Source organism: Streptomyces sp. NPDC005494, from assembly GCF_042872025.1.
Lineage (GTDB): Bacteria > Actinomycetota > Actinomycetes > Streptomycetales > Streptomycetaceae > Streptomyces.
The window spans coordinates 1-19,572 of the sequence record NZ_JBIAJR010000011.1 but is presented as its reverse complement, the minus strand read 5'-3'; the positions used below and the strand labels follow the sequence as shown (position 1 = coordinate 19,572).

Below are 19,572 nucleotides of genomic sequence, written 5' to 3'. Positions count from 1 at the left end.
CTCTCAGGCCGCCATCAGCGCCGCCAGGGCGCGGTCCATCGCGGCGTTGAACTCTTCCGGCGTCAGCGGCAGCCGGGACTTGACGTCCCGACTCCACTGGTCGGCAAGGACCTCGGCGGAGCCCACCTCGACACCGTCGAGCGCCGCGTCGGCCAGGTCCGACGGAGCGATCTTGTCCACGGGCCAGCCCGCCGCCATGTCGGTGTCGGCCAGGCCGAGGTGTACCGCTGTGACGAGAGTGCCCTGCCCGGCGAGCTCCAGGCGGACGCCGTTGGTCATGGCCCAGGCGGCGGCCTTGGTCAGGTGGTAGGCATTGGCGCCCTTGCCCCCGAACCACGACATGGCGGAGAGGACATTGACGATCGCGCCCCCGCCGTTCCTGGCGAGTGCCGGCGCGAACTCCCGTATCATTCCCAGGTGGCCGAACATGTTGGTCTCCAGCTCGTGCCGCACCGCGTCCAGCGAACCGGTCACCAGATCGGTCCCCGTACTGATTCCCGCGTTGTTGACGAGTAGCGAGACGTCCGGGGCGGCCTCGGCGGCGGCCCTCACGGACGCCGGATCGGTGATGTCGAGGGGCAGAACCTTGACCCCGGGCAGGTCCACGGTCTCCGGTCGGCGGGCCGTCGCGTAGACCTTGTGGGCGCCCCGTTCGAGCAGGCGCTGGGCGAAGGCGCGGCCCAGGCCGCGGTTGGCTCCGGTGACAAGGGCGACGGAGTTGTTGATGTCCATGCCCGGTACGCTAAAACCTGACGTTGACGTCAGAGGCAAGTGCTGGCCGTCAGAACCGGGGCGAGAGGAATCACCATGACCGTCACGGAGGCTGCGGCCGAGCGGCTGGTCCGCATCGGCGAGGTGGCGCGGGGCGCCGGTGTCTCGGTACGCGCCGTGCGCTACTACGAGCAGCAGGGGCTGCTCATCGCGGAGCGCAGCCCATCGGGCCAGCGCCTCTACCGGCAGGACACCGTCACCCTGGTGCGCTTCTTCCAACAGATGTTCGCCGCCGGTCTGACCAGTCGAAGGATCGCGGAACTCCTTCCATGCTGGGACACCGGGCACACCGACGCCGAGCAGCGAGCCATGCTGCGCGCCGAGCGCGACCGCATCCAGGCCAAGGTCGACGACCTGCAGGCCGCCCTGGACCGCCTCGACGAGGTCATCGCGATCACGGACACGCACCCGTAGGCGCGGTCGGTCGGACGCCGCACCAGCGATCTACGGCTGGAGTACTGGGGGCTGCTGCTCTGCCTGGCGTATGCCGGGCCGACGTCCTCTGATCTGCCGAATCGGGCCATGCCTGACGGGGCCCGGGCCGATGTCGAGGACCTCGTAGGTGGTGGCGTCGTCACCGTGGTCGTAGTGGCCGCCGACGACGCGGGGCCCGATCTGGGTGGCGAGCCACTCCTCCCAGGCCCTCTCGAAGCCTGCCTGGCGGTCTCCGAGGAGCTCTGCGAGCATCGTGCCGCCGCACTCACTGCGTACGCAGGTGTCGACGGAGCGGCAGGCGACGCGCGTCCGGAAGAACGCTGGCAGTCCTGACAGCAGCCGGTGTGCGCTCAGGTACTGAACCGGTAGCTGCTCACCGGTTCGCTCATCACGGGACTTCCTGCGGGGTCACGGTCTGGCAACTGCTCGTGGTGAGTTGCGTGTGACGTGGTGAGTGGCGGCTTCGGCGTGGTGAGTTGGCTGTTGCTGTGCTGGTTGGACGACTTACTGATCGTTACAGAATGAAGTGCTTGGCCAGAGAGTTGCACGCTGCGATGATGCGAACTCGACTGGGCGTTGGGGGGACGGGGGCACCAAATGACGCAGTGGCAGCTCTTGCAGGGAGACGTCCTGGTCGGCGAGCTCAGTGAGTACGGCTGTGATCAGCCGTTCTTCCTGACGCGCTTCACCCCGGGACCTGGCTGGGAGAGCGTGAGGCCGCTGTTCGAGGCATGGGCAACCTACAAGGGCCCGGACCCGGATGGGCTCAGGTTCGTTGCCCTGGCCAAACCGATACAGGATCTGGGGCTCGCGCTGGCTCCGGTTGACGGTCAGCAGACTCCGTTGCGGCTCTTCAAGGACTGCATGGTGCGTATCAACGGGTCCGAGGCTCGCCTCCGCTACTGACCGAGCGATTGGCGCGTCGATCCGGCGCACCTCGTCGGCGGTGAACTCCTCCCGCATCCGCGGTTTCACCTCCGCTTTCAGCATGCCGCCGTAGCGGGCCCCGCTGCGGATGTCGACGGCCAGGGAGGCGAGCTCCCAGTCGCTCCAGCCCTCATTGCTGGTGTGCTCGCGGAAGTTCATCGGCTTCCGTCCGCAAGGGCCAAGAGTTCCGCAGCGAGATCCGGTGCGGTGAGGATGGTGCGTAGGATCGAGGCAAGCCCGTCGCGCTCGATGGGGTTGAGCCGGTCCCACACGGCGTGGGCGTCACCGTGGACGCCCAGGGCGTGGCGGTAATCCTCCTCAGTGGTGGCGCTGCGGTTGACGCCGCACCGACCGCGGTGGAAGTGGCCTCGTCCCAGCCGCGCGGGGGAGTGATGGCCGTCATCCGCCGATCACCTCCAAGCCCTGCGCATCGACGTCGTCGTGGCGGCCCTCGGCCCCATGGTCCTGCTCCTCGACGTCGCCGTAGCCATGGACGGTGCAGTGCAAGTCCGGGTCACTGTCCATGGCACCGGTCAGCGCCTGGTGCAGGTCGGTGACCGAGTAGCCTGGCGCCCAAGCCGGCCCAGTGCACTCCGGGTCGGTAGGGCACGGCAGGAGAATGTCGAAGTCGAAGCCGCCCTCCCCATCCGCGTCAGCGCGACAAGCCAGGGTGAGGGACCGCCGCTGACCCAGGCTGCTCTTCCCGACACGGTCGCGGCCGGTCACCAGATCCGAGTCGGGCCGCCACTGCCACACAGGCAGGACTTCCGTACCGAGGAAACGGCGCACCAGCAGCAGATCGCCCAGACCCTCGCCGCCGTTGCCCTCGAGGTCAGCCTCCCTGGCTCGCGAGAGCCGGCTCGGTAGCGGCTCGAGGCGGTCCAGGTGGTAAGCAAAGACGATCGCGGTGAACCCTTCGGCGGACAGGCTGCTGCGAGTACGTCATCGCCTGATGTTGGGCCCGTACGACGTCGCCGGGCACGCGCCGGTTGGCCGTTCGCGGCTTCTGCCGCTGCAGGCACAGCGACTGCGGTGTCGAGACGACCACCGCGACGGCTGGCATGCCGTGGCTCTTACCGGGTGGTCGCGCCGGGCAGGCGATGACCGCGAGCCAGCCGACAGTACGGCTCAACAGGGTCGGCATCCGCGCCCGTGCCAGCCGCATCACGGCCCTGCTGGACCTCGCAGCTCAGATCCCGGCGTCGGTGTTGAGCGGGGTACTGGGCATCTCCATCACCCGCGCGGTGGCCTGGTCCCATGACGCCGGCAACACCCCGCCGCCGCGGGTGCGTTCGCCGACGACCGCCGCGCGGCCGAGCTGCTGCAGGTCGTACGCCAGTTCCTCGGCCGCGGAGAAGGTGTGGTTGCTGGTCGCACATACCCCGGCTTGTGCCGCCGAAGCGGGCGCCGGGGCGCCTTCCCGCGCAGCGGGGCCTCGGCTGGGAGGGGTGGGCGAGCAGCTGCTGATGCGGCTCACCGGCGACGCCACCCCGCCGCCGGGCTCGGGACCCCTGCGCTTGGCGACACCGGCGGCATCCATCCCTAAGGCCCCACCAACGGCTGCGGGGCGCCACGAAGCCGACGAACCCATCACCGTGCCCACCACCGCAGCCGCGTCGGCCAAGACGCCGACATCGTTCTTCTGATCACCAGAAAAAATGCTCCCATCGACGAGACGTGAGGGGCGTCGCGGCCATGTGCCACAGCGGCCGCTCAGAGGTGGCCGTCCAGGAACTTCCGTACCTCGACGGTGGTCATAGGCCCCGTACCGTGCGCCACCGCCTCCCCTCCTTCAGCAGGACGCAGGACGGGGCTCCGGTGATCCCGCATCGCTCGGTTGCGGTCGGACGTCGTTCGACGTCGGCGCGGACGGCCGTCAGGCGGCCCGTGTAGTCGTCGGCGATGCCACCCACGACGAGATCCATCACCCGGCAGGGCTCGAACAACGTCGCCGGTCCTCCAGTACCACTACCGCCTCATTGTCTGGACGGCTTTTGCCTGGGAGCCTCTTTTGCAAGGGAAGCGGTCCGGGGGAGGACGCATGGCGGGTATCGCGTTTTTAGTTGTGATCATTGTGGCTGCTCTGGTTCTGGGGGCGGTCGGCCGCAAAGGAGGTTGTGGTTCTACAGGAACAGGCTGCTTGGTTCTGGTTGGGGTTGCTCTCCTGATTGGCTGGCTGGAGAGCGCGGGCATTTTCAGCTGAGTGGCGGTGGCCTGCGGAGAGTAGGTTGCCGGCGGCATCAGCCAGACCCGGGCGGCGTCCTGCTGGTTCAGCATCGGGCGAGCTGCACGGTCTGGACGGCTTGGTGAATTCTGGCGAGAGCGCGGCGCCGCCACGGTGAAGGAGCCTGGGCCCGTGGTGAGTACGGCGAAGCTGTGGTGAGCTCCGGCATCCCACTCACCACGGCGGGTCAGGGGCATGCACGGCGCTACTCACCATGACGAATTCGAGTGAGCGTGTCTTCAGCTCTGCTCCCACCCCGACCCGCGCGTGCGCGAGCAGGTGCCGTACGCCCTGGTCGAGGAGTTCGCCGTCGCATCTCCGGCCGCCCGAGCCGCTCTCGCCGCCCTTGTCAACGACCTGGCCCCCGAAGTGCGCATGGCAGCGTGCAGGGTGGGCCGCAGGGACTCCGGCCTGTTGCCGGAGGTCACTCTGTCCCTTCTCGCACTGGCCACAGATCCGGACCCTTTGGTACGGCTTGCGGCAGCCGAACAGCTGGCCATCTCGTCGGACCGTTCGGCGATCGTCGCGGACACTCTGGCGGATCTGCTCGACGAGGAGGATCAGCTGACCTGGCTCGAAGCGGCGTACGGTCTCGCTTTGCGTGACGACCCCCGGACCGCGGAGGCCATCGACCGAGTGGGAGAACTGGGTGCGGGCTTCGAGCACGACCACCGAGCCAGCGCCCTGGGGAGATGGCGGTGGGAACGGAACCAACCGCCCGCCCGATGATCTCGCGCTCCAGGCAGCACCCGGTCTTGCAGCGCGGCGGCTTTCCAGCCCAACGAGGGGTGCGAATCCTTGTGCTCCACCCGGGACGCGCATGCGACCGCCTTCTCGCGAGCTCCCCTCGCCTCTCCTGCGAGGCGAGCTGCGCCACGGCTGACGATCCACCCGCGCAGCAGTTCTCGCATGCCTGCCGCGTTCACGGGGAGGCCCTCACGAGCGCTTGGGGTACGTCGCAGTCTTCTTGCGCGCCGCGTATCCCTCATCGGTCATGTCAGCGTGCTCACCGCAGTCAGCCCCGCCATGAGGTCGCCCGAACCGAACCAGCGGCTGCGCGCCCGCCTTGGCTCGCCGAGTCGGCCTCGTCGAGCTCCTGCACGATAGGCATCGCGCTTGGTTTTCGCGCCCCGCCGACATCAGGACGCCTCCGGTTGCAGCGGGGCCGGTGAGGGCGCCGTGGACGCAGGGGTCTGTTACGGGCCGAGTCGTGGCCGCCGCTGGGTGCATGGCTCAGGTCCACAACGCAGAAGATGTTGCCATCCGGGCCGGCGAGAACAACGAAGTCGGGTTCGGGAGGGTAGAGGTCCCAGTCAACGGTTCGCGCGCCGAGGCCGACGAGCCGCCGGACCTCCATTTCTTGCTCCTCGGCCGTGTCCGTGAAGAGGCCAAGGTGGAGACGAGGTCACGGCTCAACAGGGGACGTGCTGCGCATCAGGGCAAGGGCCCGGCCGGAGCCGTCTCGGTGATTGAGTGTCTGCCACGTTTCGCTCTGCCACTCCTGCGTGGCGACCAGGTCCAACGCCGCGGTCCAGAAGGCCGCTGCACGGGGCACGTCCGTGACTCCAATGACGGGGATTCCGAGTCTCAGCATGCGGGTGAGCCTAAGGGCTCGCAGGGCATCAAACATGCTGACTCGGTCTCCGTGGGGCTGCTGTTCTCGAGGAACGCGGGTCCGGCTTCTCGGCGTCGACCCGGGGCACGGCGCTGGCCTGCCAGGAAGAAGGAGGCGGATATTCCGGGAGCGCTCGGCGGGTCGGCCGCCGCATATGGCTCCCCGCGATCTCCTCCCTAGCCGTACGCGCCCTGTTCCCGCCCGATCTCGCCGGCTACCACGAGGGGGCCAAGGTCTCGATGCCTGCCGCGATGAAGCTGGTCCGCCCCCGCGTGCCTCGTCCGAGGCGCTGCGCGCGGTGACCGCGGCTAACGGCCACGACACATACCTCCGGAGGGTGTCGCTGGCTGCCGGGCGGGGTCTTCGCCCCCGCCCGGCATGGTTCAGCGCACGTCCTTCAACCTACCGTCTGCGGTGAGTTGCAACGCTCCGGTCAGGACCTGGTCGCAGCCGTCTTCCGCCTGTTTCAAAGTGATTGTCTCAGCGGCGTTCAGGACTGGCGTGCCCGAATCGTCCGACAGCCGAAGTGTCACCTGTGGTGTCCTGTCGGTGAAACTCTCCGGCAGATCCACTGAGACCTGCACCTGGTCGCCATACGCTTGCAATGCACCCGTCGTACAGACTTTTGCGGCGCACAACCGGTACGTGGTGGCCGTGTCGTAGTGCAGGGATTCGGCCCGCCAGGACACGCCGACCGTCGGGATGAGGTCGAGCGCCGGGCAGGGTTCCGGACGCCCGCCGCAAGCGGTGAGCGTGGCCAGGGCTGCGAGTGTGACCCTGGCGCAGCGCAGTGCACGGGTCACCACTTCTTCACCAGGCCGGGCAGCGCATCCTCGGCCAGCTTGATGTCGGTGAAGGGAATCTCGCAGTCCCAGTCGGTGGCGTCGGAACAGTCCTTGTCGTCGTTCCATCCGTCGCCATTTCCCTCGGAGCCGATACCCCAGCCGGCACAGAGTCCGCCTGAGTTCACGCCCTTGGCGTAGATGTGGCCACTGCTGAGTACGGTGTAGATGGCACCGCCGGAGTCACCCGGGTAGATGCACGTCCCCGAGTTCTTCTTGGCACGGGTGGCGTTCTTGAGGTTAATGCCGTCGCCGTACTTCACTGTATGTTTTCCGCTGGTGACTTTCCAGCTACAGACCTCGCCGGTCGTCGAACCTCCGTGGCAGAACCTCTGCCCACCTTGGAGCGGGTGGCCCAGCGGTTCTGGGCCCGGCGGGTCTGGGAGCCGGTGGGGCCTCCCTTGTAGATGCGGGCGGAGACGCTGTACTTGTTGTCCATCACCTTGCCGGTGGACAAGTCCCCGGAGTAGTAGGACTTGCCGGCCAGCTTGACCGATCCCTTGCTGTTGTTGCGGGTGCGTAGGTGACCGGGGGGTGAGGTCTTCGACGGCCGAGCCGACGGGGCATTCAGTGCCGGGGTGCCGAGTTCAGGACATCGCGCTTGGCCAGCGTCTCCGCTCCGGTTCCCGTGAGCGTGACCTTGCCGGAGTGAACGGTGTCCAGTTGCTCGACCTGCTTCCCGTACCACTCGATGGCAGTCAGCAAGAACCCTGGCGCGGCCGTGCCAGGGCCGGCTGCGGAAGCCGGGTGCTGGAACTCCATGCCCAGCCGTGCCGTCCCCTCAATGCAGCGGACCACACACACGGCCACGTCGTCCGCCGCGCCGGTAACGCCCGGCGTCACAGACTCGATGCATTCGATGCTTAGAGCTGCCTTCTCCGGCAGGTTATCCAGCACGTCGGTGTGCCTCCTCGACTGGCGTGGGGTCCAAGATGCGGCGGTCTGCGTTCCGGGGGAGCCTGGACGAAGTTTCGTCCTCGACTCGTCCGGGAGCGCCATGATCGTCAAGATGTTGCATGACAAGGGCTTGAAGTCCGAGCACGCCTACGCCGCAGCGTTCGTCTCGATCGGCCTGTCGATCACTTCGTGGTGCGGGTCGATGAAGATGGAACCAATGGGGGTGGCGCGGGCCGACCGGTGGGGGATCTTCGTCGGCGAGTGGGCGCCCACGTTCTTCGGGCTGGGGTTGGCCCTGGCGCATTACGAGCACGAGGAAACCCCGCTGCACTCCGTGGCCCCATAAGCACGGCTCGGGACGAACGGCCCCCGCCGGGCGGCGGGGGCCGCGATGTTCTGCGGGGCGGCTGGTCGCTAGTGCGTCGACGGTGCGTAGTGGGCGGCCCGTACCCGCCGAAGCCACGCTTCGGCCGGTCCTTCATCCGGCTTGTCGGGTAGCACGCTGGTCGTGGAATCGAAGAGGGCTTCGTACCGCTGGAGCATGGGCAGGGCGACCATTGCGTCGGCTGCGACCTGCTCCCCGAACTCGTGATACTCGTCGGGGTTTTCGACACGGATTCGTAGGCGACCAGTGGAGTACAGCTCGAAGCCCTGGTGACAAAGGCGCCGCAGATGGCGGGCGTGCTTCTCGGTGCGCTTCCTCGTGTCGGCAGAGAACGATCCGTCGCCGCGGTCGTACAGCCGCTTGAACTGCTGGGTGGCGTAGCCGAGGTAGGCGTCGCGGACCCGTTTCGCGGAGAGCAGTGTCGAGCGGATTTCTATGAGTTCGTCGCCGAGCGGGGTCCGCACTTCATAGAGGGCGTCGGGTAGCCAGACGAGTTCCATGACGGTCGGGTTTCCGCCGAGGGCGAGCCGGCACCACTTTGCGGCCTCATGAAGCGTCCGGTCGGGGTGGTTGGTGACGTGGGATTCCGTTGGCCGGTGCAGGCCGTGGAAGTCGGCGGTGTCGGCGGCGAACAGGCCTAGCCGGTCAATGTCGGATCCGGGGCGGGCCAGCCCGTAGGCGGTCGAGCCGACGATCCCTGCGAGCAGGACGTTCACGGATGATCCTTTGCTGGTTCGGCTGGCCGGTGCCACCAGCAGATGCGGGCGGGGTCCCCATAGCAGCAGAAGCACGACGTGCGGTCGAGCCGATATTCGACCGAGGGCAAGTCGGGAGCGCTCGCTGGATTCGGGCCGGTCGGTGACGCCACGGTGCTTTTCACGTCGCCTCTCGGTGGCATGGGCAGGAGCACGCCGCCCCAGTGAACAGTCGCCTACTCGGCAGTCGCGCCTCGAGCACGCGCGGCCCTTACCGCTCGTTCGTCATGCCTCCGGTGCTGACCATCGTCAGCGGCCGCTGAGCCGTTCGAGATGCCTCCGGTGCTGACCATCGTCAGCGGCCGCTGAGCCGTTCGAGCGCGTGTCGGTCGTTGCTTTTCGTAGATCATGACGTTCCCCCGCCCGGGCAGGGCTGGCGCGTCCCCCGGACGGCTCTGTCGTCAAGCTCGGGCCGACCTCACCGACGGACACCTGCCGGATCGGCCACCTCTCCGTCTGCCCGGGACGCGGTGTCCGAGCCGGGCCCGAACCCCTTGGCGATCAGCCACCCGGCCAGAGCCAGCTCCCACGCGAACACCGGGAGTGCGGCGGCCGCCCCCGCCACGGAGAGCTGCGGGTAGGTCCCGAACATCACGGCGACGGCCGAGGCGCAGATCAGCGGCCCGCCGACCAGGCCGAGCACGGCGATGAAGCGCGGCACGAGCCGTGTGCGGTACGCAAGGTAGGCAAGCAGGACGCTGTTCAGGCCGAGGGCGATGTTGGGTCCGAGCAGGAACGTCCAGTCGTGCACGGCCACCAGCGCGACGTCGGCGCCTGTCGCCGCCTCCGTGTCCCGCCGCAGGGTGACGAGCGCCAGGACGGCGACGATCCCGAGGGTGATGACGGCCGCCTCCAGCAGCCGCCCGAAGGCGTACCCGAGCGCGAGCCCCTCGCCGTGGCGTCGCAGGACGGGGAACAGTGCCGCCCCGGTACCGGCCACCGCCACCACCAGCACCACCTCGCAGAGCACCCCGAGCGTCGCCCGCATGTCGGCGCCCTGCGCGAGCCGGCCGTCCGCCGCTCCGAGCAGGGGGCGGTACAGAACGGCCCCGGCTATCGCGGCGGCCTCGGTCAGCAGGAACAGCGACCCGGTGGCCACCGCGGTTCTTCGATCCGGACTCATCTTCCCGGTACCTCTCGCTCGGTGTGGTGTACGCCGTACACCTGACACTGGCGGAGCATAGGTGTACGGCGTACACTCGTCAAGGAGTAGGCGTTGTCGAGGAGGGAAGGGGCCGACCGGAATGACCCGACAGAAAGCCACACACACGCATCGGACCCCTCTGAACAAGGACCGCGTCCTGCGCGCCGCCGTCGCGCTTGCCGACGCCACCGGCATCGACGCGCTCAGCATGCGCAGGCTCGCGCAGGAGCTGGACGTCGTACCGATGGCCCTCTACAAGCACGTGGCCAACAAGGAGGAGCTGCTCGACGGCATGGTCGACACAGTGGTCGGCGAGATCGCCCCGCCGACTGCGGGCCCCGACTGGCAGAGCGCGGTCCGCGGGCGGATCCTCTCGGCCCGGCGGGTCCTGTTGCGCCACCCCTGGGCGGCCCGGGTCATCGAGTCGCGGACCGGCCCTACCCCGGCCGTGCTGGCGTATCTGGACTCCATGGCCGGGAGCTTCCGGGACGGCGGCCTCTCCGCCGACCTTACGCACCACGTCATGCACGCGATGGGCAGCCGCCTGCTCGGCTTCAGCCAGGAACTGTTCGACGCCCCGGACCCCTCCGGCCCGCCGAGCCCCGAGCTGGCGGCGCGCTACCCGCACATCGCGGAGCTGGCCGCGACGGCCGCACACGACGGGGGTTCCCCGGTCGGTGGCGGCTGTGATGACCAGTTCGAGTTCGAATTCGCCCTCGACCTCCTCCTGGACGGCTTCGAAAGCCTCCGCTGCCAAGGATGGACGTCCGCACGGAACGCGTAGCGGGTGCGGAGGGCTGACCTAGCGTCGAAGGGGTAAGGGAAGCCCAGCCGAGCCCAGAACTCGACGGCGATCCCTCTGACGCTGGGAGGGGGGTTTGTTGGTGTACGGCGAGGCGACTGGACTGGGGTACTGCTGGTTTGTCGCGCATCAACGTCCGCGGCGTATGGGACCGCGCGGTGGACGCCTGGCTTGAGGAGGATCTACCAGAGCTCGACGCGATCTGGGATCAGATCATCGAAGACATCGGCTCCGAGTACGACGCCCACAGCAACGTCTCCTCTATCGGGTGGGCCGCCTGAGCGAGACCACCGCTTCCGGCATAACAGCTGCGGAGGCCGGGCGTTGCACTGCCGCCCTGCGCGCCTGTCCGCCGTCCTGAGTCCCTCAGGGCGCGGCTATGTTCGACCGGAAAGGCCGCCGCACAGGTGATGCTGCGGCCATGAGGGCGGCGGAAGCCCCTGCCCTCCAGTGATGTTGAGCGACCTTGCGGTGCCCCTGGGCGACCCCTCGCAGTTGCCCGCTCCCTGCCGGCGAGGAGTGAGTGCCGGTGCGCCGCCGTAGACGATGCCGGCGGTGGTGGCGTTGTTGTCAGTCGCGTCGAAACCTGGTGCTCAAGACTGTGGCGGGAGGCGGAGTCGCAAGGTGGGATGGGCGTCCGCGGTTGCGGGAGTTGGTGCGAAAGGGGCTGGGATGGAGGCCAGCCCTACGTCGAAGATCTCCCAATCAGGGCGGTTGGCGGCGTGCATTGCGCGAACCAATTCCTGCTTGTCGCCGATGCTTCGGTGCGTGCGGAAGTCGGCCAGCATGCTGCGTCTGTCCCGCAGGCTGAGGTTCGCCAGGATGGGAGGATATCGCGCGTGGCCCGGTGTATCGCGATGTCGCTGAGGACAGGCGTTGGGTCGGTCCCTGCGACTTCCATCTCGTCGATGAGCTGTAGCAACCCGCCTACTTTGCGGCCGCGTGCAGCGTCCACGAGGATCTGCGTGGCGTGGTGCCCCCAGCCCCCGTCCGCGAGCTTCTCGAGGAAGGCGAGCAGGTGGAGCGCGTGAGACCCGTACGTGCTCCAGACCAGTTCGCCTTCTTCAGGGGTGGCGATCTGGTAGATCAGGGCGCCCAGCTCGTACGCCTCCGAGGGAGGGAACTGCGTGATGGTGCGGCAATAGGCTTCACGGTTTGCCCTGAGCTGCCAGTAGCTCTGCAGGATCTCCTGCTTCATCGCGTGCTGCCGAGCGAGGCTCTGCTCGTCCTCGTCAGTGTGACGGGGCCCGGGGTCGCCGGTGGTGTTCCTGTGCAGCAAGTTGTCCGGGGTATTGATGCTGGTGGGGGAGTTGTCCGGCGGGTTGTCCTGGCGGAGCTCGTCCGCCAGTAGATCAAGACGATCGGCCTTCTTGTCGAGGTGCCAGGCAGCCTTGGCCAAGGCGGTATCGACGTCGTCCGGCGTCGCGTCATCTCGGTGCGGTTTGATCATTCCTGTTCCAGCGCTCACACCTGCAGGGCTGGGCGCGTCCTCGGGGAGGGACCGGCCGTGGCGTAACTGCTCGATCTCGGCACGCAGCCCGGCGACTTGTTCCGCTGCCTCTCGAGCAAGCTCATCGGCCTTACGCCGCTCCGCCCGAGCACGCTCCAGCTCTGCCTCCGCGGCCGTGCGCTGCTGCCCGTTCCTTGTCAGGCTGGCCCGGAGGCGCGCGACGCACGTATCAGTACGCCACATCATGCGGTTCGATCCCGTCGAAACGAGCCGCGAGCAACGCGATGTCGTCGTCCCGGTCGCCCAGGCCAAGCATGTCCAGGACGTCGTCGCAGAGCGCCTCCAGAGGCGGCGAGTGGTGGGATCCGCTCCGAAAGCTGACCGTGGCTAAGCGCTCCCGCAGCTGCTCAATCCCGGTCCACACGTCCCGCATCCGGGACTCGACCAGACCGTCTGTGTAGAGAATCAGCGTGGCGCCGGGAGGCGCGTCGATCTCGATGGTGCTGAAGTTGACCCCGCCGACACCGATCGGCACCCCTGGCGGGACCCGCAGAACCTCCACCCGACCGCCGAGGTGCAGCAGGATCGGAGGAGGGTGGCCTGCGTTGGCGATTTTGATCCGATGGGCAACCGGGTCGTACACCACGTACATGCAGGTCGCCATCCGGTCGGGACCCAGGCGACGTGCCTGAATATCAAGTCGCCTGAGAACCTCCTCCGGCGGCAGGTTGAGTCCGGCCAGGGTATGCACGGTGGTCCCCAGTTGCCCCATGATCGCAGCAGAGGTCATGGAGTGGCCCATAACGTCGCCAACCACCAGGGCCACCCGCCTGCCAGGCAGCGGGACCACGTCGTACCAGTCGCCACCAACCCGGGCCGTTTCGGCGGCCGGCAGGTAGCGAAAGGCGATTTGGGCACCGATGGGTTGCGGCAGCGAGTTCGGCAGCATTGCGCGCTGCAGCTCCCCGGCGATGTACGCCTCCCGGCCGTACAGGACGGCCTTGTCGATGCTGAGCGCCGTATGGGTGGCGAGCTGAGCGGAGACGAGCAGGTCGTCCGGGTCGAAGGCAGGCCGGTCGGGGCCCCGCAGGAAGACAGCAACGCCGATGACGCGGCGCCGTCCCCGCAGCGGTGCCAGGATGACCCGGCGCGAACCGGGTAAGCCGTGCTCGGGGCCGCACAGCTCTCGCATCGCGGCGCGAGGCTTGATCGCCTCGCCGAAGACCGGCCGGACACCGCGCAGCACTTCGGCGAGGGCCCCACCGGAACGCACTTCGCTGAGTTCAGCCGCAGGAGCCGGGTCCAAGTCGGAGGTGAGCGGCAGCTCCTCGACTTCCACGTCATCAAACCGCAGCTGATCGGTGCGGCGCAGGCGCAGTACGAACGGCACGGCCGGCTTTTCGTCGCCCACAGGGAGCGGGTGCCGGAGGTAGACCAGGATGCTGTCGGAGAACGTCGGCACGCTCGCGCGGCACAGCCCGAGCACGATCTCGTCGAGGTCCATCCCACGCGAGATCCGACGCGTCGCGGCCCCGATGAACCGCACGCGATCACCCTCCCTCCGGACAGCAAGTTCGGTGCCGGAGCCCGGGGCAGTTGCGCTGGTCGGGGGGTTGTCAGAAGTTGTTCCGAACAACAGCTCGTCGTCGTCTCGTACCGTTGGTACGTCCCTTACGACCTGGCCCGGGACGACTCCACCCTGGCTCGCTGTGTTTCCGATCAGCCACCACGCGTCGTCCTCGGCAGCTTCTGGAGGGGCTTGGTTCTGTCGGCCGGCATCCCGCCACCCGACGTCCTCGGCAGCTTCTTGAACCGCCTCGTGTTCTCTATCGAGAACGTCGCGGGCCTTCTGGAGGGCAGCGTCAACTTGGTCAAGAGCGTCATCATCCGCAGCGGCCCCCACTGGCCCAGGGAGTGTGACCTCCGCTCCGCTCTGCACCGGAATACCGTCGCCCGCATCGGGCCTGAGTTCGCGGAGCTCCTCTTCGAGCCGGCTGATCTGTCGGGCAGCGAGATCCGCGACTTGCTGTGCTCTGTCGCGTTCTTCCTCGGCTCGTGCCAGTTGGAGGCGAAGGTCCTCAGTCTGCTTCTGGGCGCGATCGAGGCGGCCCTCGGTCCGTAGCTCGTCGACGGAACGAGGGCTGTCAGCGGCGCGGAGGGCATCGAGCTGCCGTGTGAGCTGTGCTACCTGAGCCTGCGTCTGGCCGAGCAGCGCGAAAAGGACTGTGGCCACTCGCAAGGCCTGCTGTCGGGCCTGCTCGCTGACCTCGTATGCCTGCCGCACACGGTTGAGTTCCTCCAGTGCGCGGATCGTGTGCTTCTGCGCCTCGACGAGGTTGAACGTCGGATCGACATGAGCCGCGGTGGGTGAGGTCTTCGAGGCGTCCCACAACCGCCGAAGCTGGTCGAGCCGGTGAGTCGCCTCCTGCACCGTCTCGGACGGAAAGCAGATGTCTGCGACGGCCTCAGCGAGTTCCCAGGTCAGACCCACGCCGTTGAGCTGGTCGCGTAACCGCCAGACCGGAGGGACGGATCTTGGGCTTCCGTCGAAGTGTTCCGGTGTCAGGAGACGGTGCAGTGCTGCCACCGACACATTGGACGCATCGAGCCAGCCGCGAAGGATGTGAACGACCGCGTTGATCTCTTGGGATGCCCCACGAGCCTCCGCCCACGGCCGCCCGGGCCGCCTTGCTGCTCCCACGTCGTCCCCCTCCAGATCGGGTTGTGACCAAACAACCCCACGTTGTCCCGCGAACAACATCCAACCGGTTCATCCGCGCAGGTGGGGGGTGGATCGTCATTTTCAGTGCGGTGCGACGGCGCACCGCTACACGAAGTGAATCTTGGAGGGGAGTCTTGAACGTCACCCACATCCTGATGGTGCTCCTGGGGATCGGCCTGGCGGTGGTCTTCTCGTTCCTCGTGGCAGGTGTCGCGTTCGCCGTCGCCCGCTGGGGCGGCAGTCCGGTACCGGAGTCCGTGTCCACGTCGGGCAAGGCGTTCGCGATGGCGCTGATGGTGATCAGCGCTGTGCTCGCGGTGGTACTCGGAGTCTTCAAATAGATGGGCTTCGGCGCGAGGTCCTGACTGACTGATGGTTTCAGAATGAGGTCGCAAGGCGGCGAAGGCGTGTGGGGTGCCAGCCGGATGAGGCGAGGCCCCGTCCGGTCTGCCCCATGCAGTTCTGTGTCGCGGCCTGCCCCACGACGGCCGGCAGCCGTGCAGGCTCGCCCGGTCGGCCTGCACAGTTGCATAGTGTGCTCATGGATCGATTCGTGGGTCAGGGCCGCCTCGAATGGTGGGCTAATCAGTCGATTTGCCTTGAGATGTACGACATCGACATCACTGTCACTGTCGACGCGGTCGGCAAGTGGCGGGCGACCGGTCGGCATGCCAACGCCCTTGATGCGACCCAACGCGAGGGCTGGGACTTCCTCATGGAGATGGATCCCCACTTCTCCATTGCGTTTCCAGGTGAGGACTGCGGCGGGATCACGGTGCGGGTCGTCGAGGCCGAGGATGCCACCCTCACGCTCGTGGAGGCACCGGACTGGGACGGCTCCGTGAGCGTCACCACTGAGTTCAGCTCGCAGGGGCAGGAACCCGACTTCGCTACCCTGCCACCAACTTCGTTGCGCCGCCCCTTACTGATCTTTCAGAATGAAGTTCGGAGGCGGCGCAGGTATATGAGGCTGCAGGCCAGTTCGAGCAGGCCCTGGTGGAGATCGGCGCGGCGCTCGTAGCGGGTTCGGAGCCGTTTGAACTGGTGCAACCAGGCGAAGGCGCGCTCGACCACCCAGCGCACCTTGCCCAGTCCGGAGCCGTGAGCGACGCTGCGTCGGGCGATCATCGGCTTGATGCCGCGCTTCCGCAGCAGGCGGCGGTACTTGTCGAAGTCGTAGCCCCGGTCGGCATACAGACACCGGGGTTTGCGGCGGGGACGCCCCCGCAGACCCCGGATCGACGGAACGGCGTCGAGCAGGGGCAGGAGCTGGGTGACGTCGTGCCGGTTGCCACCGGTGAGCGTGACGGCGAGCGGGGTTCCGTTACGGTCGACGATCAGGTGGTGCTTCGAGCCAGAGCGGGCCCGATCGACGGGCGAGGGTCCGACGTGGTCCCCCCCTTTAGCGCCCGGACGTGCGATCCGTCCACGGAGCAGTCGTCCAGGTCCAGCAGGCTGGCGCGACGAAGCTCGATCAACAGGGCGGTGTGCAGGCGCGGCCAGACGCCGGCCTCGGTCCAGTCCCGCAGTCGGCGCCAGGCCGTCACCCCGGAACAGCCCACCGCCTCTGCGGGGACGTCACGCCACGCGACACCGGTCCGCAGCACGTACATGACGCCGGCGAGCGCCACTCGATCGGGAACACGCAGCCGCCCCGGGTGGCGATGGCGCCGTTTGGGGGCGGCGGCAGCAACGGGGCCACCCGCTCCCACAGGTCGTCAGGAACAAGATCAGCACGCACGCCGGACACCCTGCCGACCAAGATCGTCGAGCGCAAGACCCACGGCTCAACTCATTCTGAAACGATCAGTGAGTGATCAGCAGACAGGAATGGGAAGTTCGCGCCTGTCACGCGGAGCGGTCCATCTTAGGGGCGCGGCTGTCGAGGCGACTGTGGGTGTCCCGGGCCTCGACCATCCGGGGACCGGGGGCCGCGTCCTGGACCAGTTGCACCACCCTGGAGCCGGGCCTCGTAGACCCGTCCTCATCGGGATCAGCGCCGACGTGACACAGGACCACGGCGTGTGGCGCCACCCGCTGCGCTACGGAACGGCTGCGTCTGGACGCCGCCGAAGTTTCTTCGTTCGGCGAGCCGCAGTATCCGCACCTGACCGACATGGGCGGCCGCGGGGCGCTCTGACGTCCCGTTGGCACGCGGAGGCGCGAATGCCCCGCACCGGCCAACCCGGGCGGGGCGCTGAGGTACGGGCCTGCCGGTCGTATGTGTCGCCTTCTGCCGGCGCATCCGCATCCGGAGCGAGGCCTTGAAACTGGTCCTGGTCGACGTGGTCGAGGGCTGGTCGGTCGTTGTTCAGGGCAGCGGGGCCTATGAAGCGTCGCACGGTTCGAGTTCTTCCGGATGGAGCATGCGCCGGACGCGGCGCAGGAATCCCGGTTCCCCGCAGCCGACGGCGGTCATCCAGGGCAGTGCGTCCATGGCGCGAGCGCGCTCTTCGGTCGCCAGGGCGTTGACGGTGGCGTGCAGGGCGCTGGGGCGTGTTTCCGAAAGTGCTGGTCGTCGGCGCGGCACCGCCTAAAATTACATGCAGTCTTCGCCCGGTCGTGCTGGTATCGATCCCTATGAATGATTACTCTCCCGATGAAGCCGACTTGACGGACAGGATGGAACGGAACCTGGCGGAACACGCCTGCCATCTGCACCGGAGCATGTCCGGTGCGACCGTCACGGAGACCGGCGACCTCCTGGTCGCGGACAGCGGCCTGGACGACGACACGTTCAACATCGTCGCCGCGGCCCGCTTCACCGCCGACGATGCCGCGGCCCGTATCTCCGAGACCGTCGGGGCGCTGGCCGGTACCGGCCGCAGTTTCTCCTGGTGGGTGGGACCTGCCTCGACACCGACAGACCTCACCACCCGCCTGACAGCAGCCGGCCTGCCGGTGTCCGAGCGTGAGACGGCCATGTGGGCCGAGCTGGACGACACCCTGCCGATTCCCTCTGCCCCGGGTCTCGACATCCGAACGGTGACCACGCCCGAGCAACTCGCCGACTACGCCATGGTCCTCGCCGCGAACTGGAACCCACCCGCCGAAACCGTCCGCGACTTCTTCGCCCGAGCTGCTTCCCAGGCGATGGCCGCGACCTGCCCGGCCCGGTATCTGGTGGGCTACGTGGAGAACCGTCCGGTCTGCTCCGCCGAGGTGTTCCACCACGCCGGAGTCGCCGGCGTCTACAACATCTCCACCCTGGCCACCCACCGCCGGCGCGGCTACGGCGGAGCCATCACGCTCGCGGCCCTTCACGCTGCCCGCGAGCGAGACCATGGCATCGCGGTCCTGCAGGCATCGGCCGACGGCGAGCCTGTGTACCGCCGCCTGGGGTTCCGCGCCTGCGGCCAGTTCGTCGAACACGCCATCAACACCTGAACTTCCACGACTCCACGGACGTCCGTCCGTCGCCCTTGATTGAGCTGGTCACAGCCATTCATTGATGCCGCTACGAGGACAGTGGCCTCGTAGCGGCCCGCGAGCTTGTCGTATCTCGTGGCCACGGGGTCACCCCGCTTATGGGCCCCGGCTGCATGCTGGTGAGCGCGGCAGACTGTGGAGTCGATACTCAGGTCCCAGACGATCGCTCCTCTCGCATCGGCCAGGGACTGAAGCCGATTGAGGATCCGCTGCCAGGTGCCGTTGCGCTGCCACCGTCGGAACAAGTCGTAGACCCTGCTCCATGGTCCGTACTCGACGGGCACGTCCCGCCAGGGCACACCGGTCCGCACACGGAACCGTATGCCGTCGGGGCCAGACAAGGGGCCGTCCCACTCTCGCGCCCTTCGGCAGCAACGGTTCCAGCACTGCCCACTGCTCGTCCGTGAGATCTCCTCGTCCCGTGAACGGTGATCATTCACAGCTCAAGATCCGTTTCGATACATGCCCTAAAAGTTGTTGCAGAAGGGTGGGTGTGGGCAGGCCGGGATGATGTTTGACCTGCTGGTTCAGCCTGTCATGGCGAGGTTGTGCATGGTGGCGACGGCTTGGACGGCATGGTGGAGCCCGTCTCCTTTCTGGCGGCAGTCGCGGAGGATTTTCCAGTTCTTCATGCGGGCGAAGCTGTGCTCGACGCGGGCGCGGACGCGTCGGTGTTCGGCGTTGTCTTCCTCCGGGCCGCGCAGGAGTGGGCGTCCGGCTCTTCTGCGGTGCGGGACGATCAGTCCGGTTCCCAGGTAGGCGCCGTCCGCGATGACCGTTGTCCCGGCCGCGATGGCGGGCAGGTCCGACTCTCGCCAGGCGTGGGCGTCGGCCTTGTTCCCGCATCGTGAGGTTGGTCCGGTAGTAGACGGCCACCAAAAGGACTCGGTCCGCCAGCGGCAGGCACCAAGGGCGCCCTCCACCGGGACCGTTCCCTCCCCGTTCCCGTACTACCTTCACCAACTTCTCGAACCGGCCCATCCGCAACCCAGTGAACGTCTCCACCCACAACGGCTCAGCCCGCAATACCCCACCCATACATGAGGAATGCCCTATCCCAGACGTTCTGCAACGACTTTTAGGCACTGTTTCTCGGATCTCCTGACGTGCGTGGGGTGTTGGGGTCAGGCTGTTTGTATGGGCCGTGGTGATCTGACGAATGCGGAGTGGGACC

General features: G+C 67.6%; 22 protein-coding genes and 5 pseudogenes. 11 read left to right on the top strand and 16 right to left on the bottom strand.

Going from position 1 to position 19,572, the window contains the following annotated elements:
- Positions 1-3: 3 nt before the first annotated feature.
- Entirely contained in the window at positions 4-732 is a 729-nt protein-coding gene (locus ACFYQ6_RS28255) for an SDR family oxidoreductase (protein ID WP_388765591.1), read from the bottom strand.
- A 75-nt stretch (positions 733-807) separates the two neighbouring features.
- Between ACFYQ6_RS28255 and ACFYQ6_RS28250 the strand changes: the two genes are divergently transcribed.
- The 3 genes from ACFYQ6_RS28250 to ACFYQ6_RS28240 all read left to right on the top strand — a co-directional run bounded on the left by ACFYQ6_RS28250 (position 808) and on the right by ACFYQ6_RS28240 (position 2,112).
- Positions 808-1,185, top strand: a complete 378-nt coding sequence (locus ACFYQ6_RS28250) for a MerR family transcriptional regulator (RefSeq protein WP_055704887.1) — start codon at positions 808-810, stop codon at positions 1,183-1,185.
- Positions 1,186-1,293: 108 nt separating this feature from the next.
- Positions 1,294-1,539 (top strand): hypothetical protein, encoded by a 246-nt coding sequence (locus tag ACFYQ6_RS28245; RefSeq protein WP_388765589.1) that lies wholly within the window; start codon positions 1,294-1,296, stop codon positions 1,537-1,539.
- 264 nt (positions 1,540-1,803) lie between these two features.
- Positions 1,804-2,112, top strand: a complete 309-nt coding sequence (locus tag ACFYQ6_RS28240) for a hypothetical protein (protein WP_388765587.1) — start codon at positions 1,804-1,806, stop codon at positions 2,110-2,112.
- Positions 2,113-2,288: 176 nt separating this feature from the next.
- Here the strand turns inward: ACFYQ6_RS28240 and ACFYQ6_RS28235 are convergent, their stop codons facing one another.
- From ACFYQ6_RS28235 to ACFYQ6_RS28215, 5 genes and pseudogenes are all read right to left on the bottom strand, one after another.
- Complete coding sequence (locus tag ACFYQ6_RS28235; RefSeq protein WP_388765813.1) at positions 2,289-2,510, bottom strand: hypothetical protein; 222 nt, start codon at positions 2,508-2,510, stop codon at positions 2,289-2,291.
- Between the two features lie 22 nt (positions 2,511-2,532).
- Positions 2,533-2,922, bottom strand: coding sequence for a hypothetical protein (locus ACFYQ6_RS28230; protein ID WP_388765585.1), 390 nt, complete (start codon positions 2,920-2,922; stop codon positions 2,533-2,535).
- Positions 2,923-2,965: 43 nt separating this feature from the next.
- Positions 2,966-3,196 carry a hypothetical protein gene (locus tag ACFYQ6_RS28225; RefSeq protein WP_388765812.1) on the bottom strand — a complete coding sequence of 77 codons (231 nt, stop codon included), beginning with the start codon at positions 3,194-3,196 and terminating at the stop codon, positions 2,966-2,968.
- 126 nt (positions 3,197-3,322) lie between these two features.
- Positions 3,323-3,673, bottom strand: coding sequence for a S41 family peptidase (locus ACFYQ6_RS28220; RefSeq protein ID WP_388765583.1), 351 nt, complete (start codon positions 3,671-3,673; stop codon positions 3,323-3,325).
- Positions 3,674-3,846: 173 nt separating this feature from the next.
- Positions 3,847-4,076, bottom strand: a pseudogene (locus ACFYQ6_RS28215) (thioredoxin family protein); the annotation flags it as partial.
- Positions 4,077-4,174: 98 nt separating this feature from the next.
- Here ACFYQ6_RS28215 and ACFYQ6_RS28210 point away from each other — a divergent pair.
- Together ACFYQ6_RS28210 and ACFYQ6_RS28205 are read left to right on the top strand one after the other, a co-directional pair.
- A complete protein-coding gene (locus ACFYQ6_RS28210; RefSeq protein WP_388765581.1) occupies positions 4,175-4,336 on the top strand; it encodes a hypothetical protein in 162 nt (53 codons plus the stop codon).
- 288 nt (positions 4,337-4,624) lie between these two features.
- Positions 4,625-5,086 (top strand): HEAT repeat domain-containing protein, encoded by a 462-nt coding sequence (locus ACFYQ6_RS28205; protein WP_388765579.1) that lies wholly within the window; start codon positions 4,625-4,627, stop codon positions 5,084-5,086.
- A gap of 484 nt (positions 5,087-5,570) precedes the next feature.
- On the opposite strand, the pseudogene ACFYQ6_RS28200 reads toward ACFYQ6_RS28205, so the two are convergent.
- From ACFYQ6_RS28200 to ACFYQ6_RS28185, 4 genes and pseudogenes are all read right to left on the bottom strand, one after another.
- Positions 5,571-5,951: pseudogene (locus ACFYQ6_RS28200) on the bottom strand (VOC family protein); the annotation flags it as partial.
- Positions 5,952-6,355: 404 nt separating this feature from the next.
- A complete protein-coding gene (locus ACFYQ6_RS28195) occupies positions 6,356-6,775 on the bottom strand; it encodes a hypothetical protein (RefSeq protein WP_361581538.1) in 420 nt (139 codons plus the stop codon).
- Complete coding sequence (locus ACFYQ6_RS28190; protein ID WP_388765577.1) at positions 6,772-7,077, bottom strand: hypothetical protein; 306 nt, start codon at positions 7,075-7,077, stop codon at positions 6,772-6,774. The genes ACFYQ6_RS28195 and ACFYQ6_RS28190 overlap by 4 nt, the downstream gene beginning before the upstream one ends.
- A 304-nt stretch (positions 7,078-7,381) precedes the next feature.
- Entirely contained in the window at positions 7,382-7,711 is a 330-nt protein-coding gene (locus ACFYQ6_RS28185) for a hypothetical protein (protein ID WP_361581532.1), read from the bottom strand.
- Between the two features lie 100 nt (positions 7,712-7,811).
- Between ACFYQ6_RS28185 and ACFYQ6_RS28180 the strand changes: the two genes are divergently transcribed.
- Positions 7,812-8,057, top strand: a complete 246-nt coding sequence (locus ACFYQ6_RS28180) for a hypothetical protein (protein ID WP_361581529.1) — start codon at positions 7,812-7,814, stop codon at positions 8,055-8,057.
- A 68-nt stretch (positions 8,058-8,125) separates the two neighbouring features.
- Here the strand turns inward: ACFYQ6_RS28180 and ACFYQ6_RS28175 are convergent, their stop codons facing one another.
- Together ACFYQ6_RS28175 and ACFYQ6_RS28170 are read right to left on the bottom strand one after the other, a co-directional pair.
- A complete protein-coding gene (locus ACFYQ6_RS28175; protein ID WP_388765575.1) occupies positions 8,126-8,848 on the bottom strand; it encodes a DNA polymerase beta superfamily protein in 723 nt (240 codons plus the stop codon).
- A 421-nt stretch (positions 8,849-9,269) separates the two neighbouring features.
- Positions 9,270-9,974: a DUF4386 domain-containing protein gene (locus ACFYQ6_RS28170; RefSeq protein WP_388765573.1), complete on the bottom strand. Its 705-nt coding sequence runs from the start codon at positions 9,972-9,974 to the stop codon at positions 9,270-9,272.
- A 121-nt stretch (positions 9,975-10,095) separates the two neighbouring features.
- Here ACFYQ6_RS28170 and ACFYQ6_RS28165 point away from each other — a divergent pair, with 121 nt between their 5' ends.
- Complete coding sequence (locus ACFYQ6_RS28165; protein ID WP_361581521.1) at positions 10,096-10,779, top strand: TetR/AcrR family transcriptional regulator C-terminal domain-containing protein; 684 nt, start codon at positions 10,096-10,098, stop codon at positions 10,777-10,779.
- Between the two features lie 137 nt (positions 10,780-10,916).
- Positions 10,917-11,078 carry a hypothetical protein gene (locus tag ACFYQ6_RS28160; protein ID WP_388765571.1) on the top strand — a complete coding sequence of 54 codons (162 nt, stop codon included), beginning with the start codon at positions 10,917-10,919 and terminating at the stop codon, positions 11,076-11,078.
- A gap of 404 nt (positions 11,079-11,482) precedes the next feature.
- On the opposite strand, the gene ACFYQ6_RS28155 is transcribed toward ACFYQ6_RS28160, so the two are convergent.
- A complete protein-coding gene (locus ACFYQ6_RS28155) occupies positions 11,483-12,247 on the bottom strand; it encodes a hypothetical protein (RefSeq protein ID WP_388765568.1) in 765 nt (254 codons plus the stop codon).
- Between the two features lie 232 nt (positions 12,248-12,479).
- Positions 12,480-14,309: pseudogene (locus ACFYQ6_RS28150) on the bottom strand (PP2C family protein-serine/threonine phosphatase); the annotation flags it as partial.
- A 794-nt stretch (positions 14,310-15,103) separates the two neighbouring features.
- Here ACFYQ6_RS28150 and ACFYQ6_RS28145 point away from each other — a divergent pair.
- Together ACFYQ6_RS28145 and ACFYQ6_RS28140 are read left to right on the top strand one after the other, a co-directional pair.
- Positions 15,104-15,310, top strand: coding sequence for a hypothetical protein (locus tag ACFYQ6_RS28145; RefSeq protein WP_361581513.1), 207 nt, complete (start codon positions 15,104-15,106; stop codon positions 15,308-15,310).
- A 200-nt stretch (positions 15,311-15,510) separates the two neighbouring features.
- Positions 15,511-15,990: a hypothetical protein gene (locus ACFYQ6_RS28140; RefSeq protein WP_388765824.1), complete on the top strand. Its 480-nt coding sequence runs from the start codon at positions 15,511-15,513 to the stop codon at positions 15,988-15,990.
- Here ACFYQ6_RS28140 and ACFYQ6_RS28135 read toward each other — a convergent pair.
- Positions 15,903-16,710, bottom strand: a pseudogene (locus ACFYQ6_RS28135) (IS5 family transposase). The gene ACFYQ6_RS28140 and the pseudogene ACFYQ6_RS28135 overlap by 88 nt on opposite strands.
- An 881-nt stretch (positions 16,711-17,591) precedes the next feature.
- On the opposite strand from ACFYQ6_RS28135, the gene ACFYQ6_RS28130 reads away from it, so the two are divergent.
- The gene (locus tag ACFYQ6_RS28130; RefSeq protein WP_388765810.1) at positions 17,592-18,356 is read left to right on the top strand and encodes a GNAT family N-acetyltransferase; all 765 of its coding nucleotides are present in this window, start codon (positions 17,592-17,594) and stop codon (positions 18,354-18,356) included.
- 569 nt (positions 18,357-18,925) lie between these two features.
- Here ACFYQ6_RS28130 and ACFYQ6_RS28125 read toward each other — a convergent pair.
- Positions 18,926-19,436 (bottom strand): annotated as a pseudogene (locus ACFYQ6_RS28125) (transposase family protein).
- Between the last annotated feature and the right edge of the window lie 136 nt (positions 19,437-19,572).

What these genes read in the sequence shown, in the direction of transcription:
- ACFYQ6_RS28255 (WP_388765591.1), bottom strand. Translation starts at nt 732, where the DNA reads ATGGACATCAACAACTCCGTCGCCCTTGTCACCGGAGCCAACCGCGGC.
- ACFYQ6_RS28250 (WP_055704887.1), top strand. Translation starts at nt 808, where the DNA reads ATGACCGTCACGGAGGCTGCGGCCGAGCGGCTGGTCCGCATCGGCGAG.
- ACFYQ6_RS28245 (WP_388765589.1), top strand. Translation starts at nt 1,294, where the DNA reads ATGCCTGACGGGGCCCGGGCCGATGTCGAGGACCTCGTAGGTGGTGGC.
- ACFYQ6_RS28240 (WP_388765587.1), top strand. Translation starts at nt 1,804, where the DNA reads ATGACGCAGTGGCAGCTCTTGCAGGGAGACGTCCTGGTCGGCGAGCTC.
- ACFYQ6_RS28225 (WP_388765812.1), bottom strand. Translation starts at nt 3,196, where the DNA reads ATGCCAGCCGTCGCGGTGGTCGTCTCGACACCGCAGTCGCTGTGCCTG.
- ACFYQ6_RS28220 (WP_388765583.1), bottom strand. Translation starts at nt 3,673, where the DNA reads ATGGATGCCGCCGGTGTCGCCAAGCGCAGGGGTCCCGAGCCCGGCGGC.
- ACFYQ6_RS28210 (WP_388765581.1), top strand. Translation starts at nt 4,175, where the DNA reads ATGGCGGGTATCGCGTTTTTAGTTGTGATCATTGTGGCTGCTCTGGTT.
- ACFYQ6_RS28180 (WP_361581529.1), top strand. Translation starts at nt 7,812, where the DNA reads ATGATCGTCAAGATGTTGCATGACAAGGGCTTGAAGTCCGAGCACGCC.
- ACFYQ6_RS28170 (WP_388765573.1), bottom strand. Translation starts at nt 9,974, where the DNA reads ATGAGTCCGGATCGAAGAACCGCGGTGGCCACCGGGTCGCTGTTCCTG.
- ACFYQ6_RS28165 (WP_361581521.1), top strand. Translation starts at nt 10,096, where the DNA reads ATGACCCGACAGAAAGCCACACACACGCATCGGACCCCTCTGAACAAG.
- ACFYQ6_RS28155 (WP_388765568.1), bottom strand. Translation starts at nt 12,247, where the DNA reads ATGATCAAACCGCACCGAGATGACGCGACGCCGGACGACGTCGATACC.
- ACFYQ6_RS28140 (WP_388765824.1), top strand. Translation starts at nt 15,511, where the DNA reads ATGGATCGATTCGTGGGTCAGGGCCGCCTCGAATGGTGGGCTAATCAG.
- ACFYQ6_RS28130 (WP_388765810.1), top strand. Translation starts at nt 17,592, where the DNA reads ATGGAACGGAACCTGGCGGAACACGCCTGCCATCTGCACCGGAGCATG.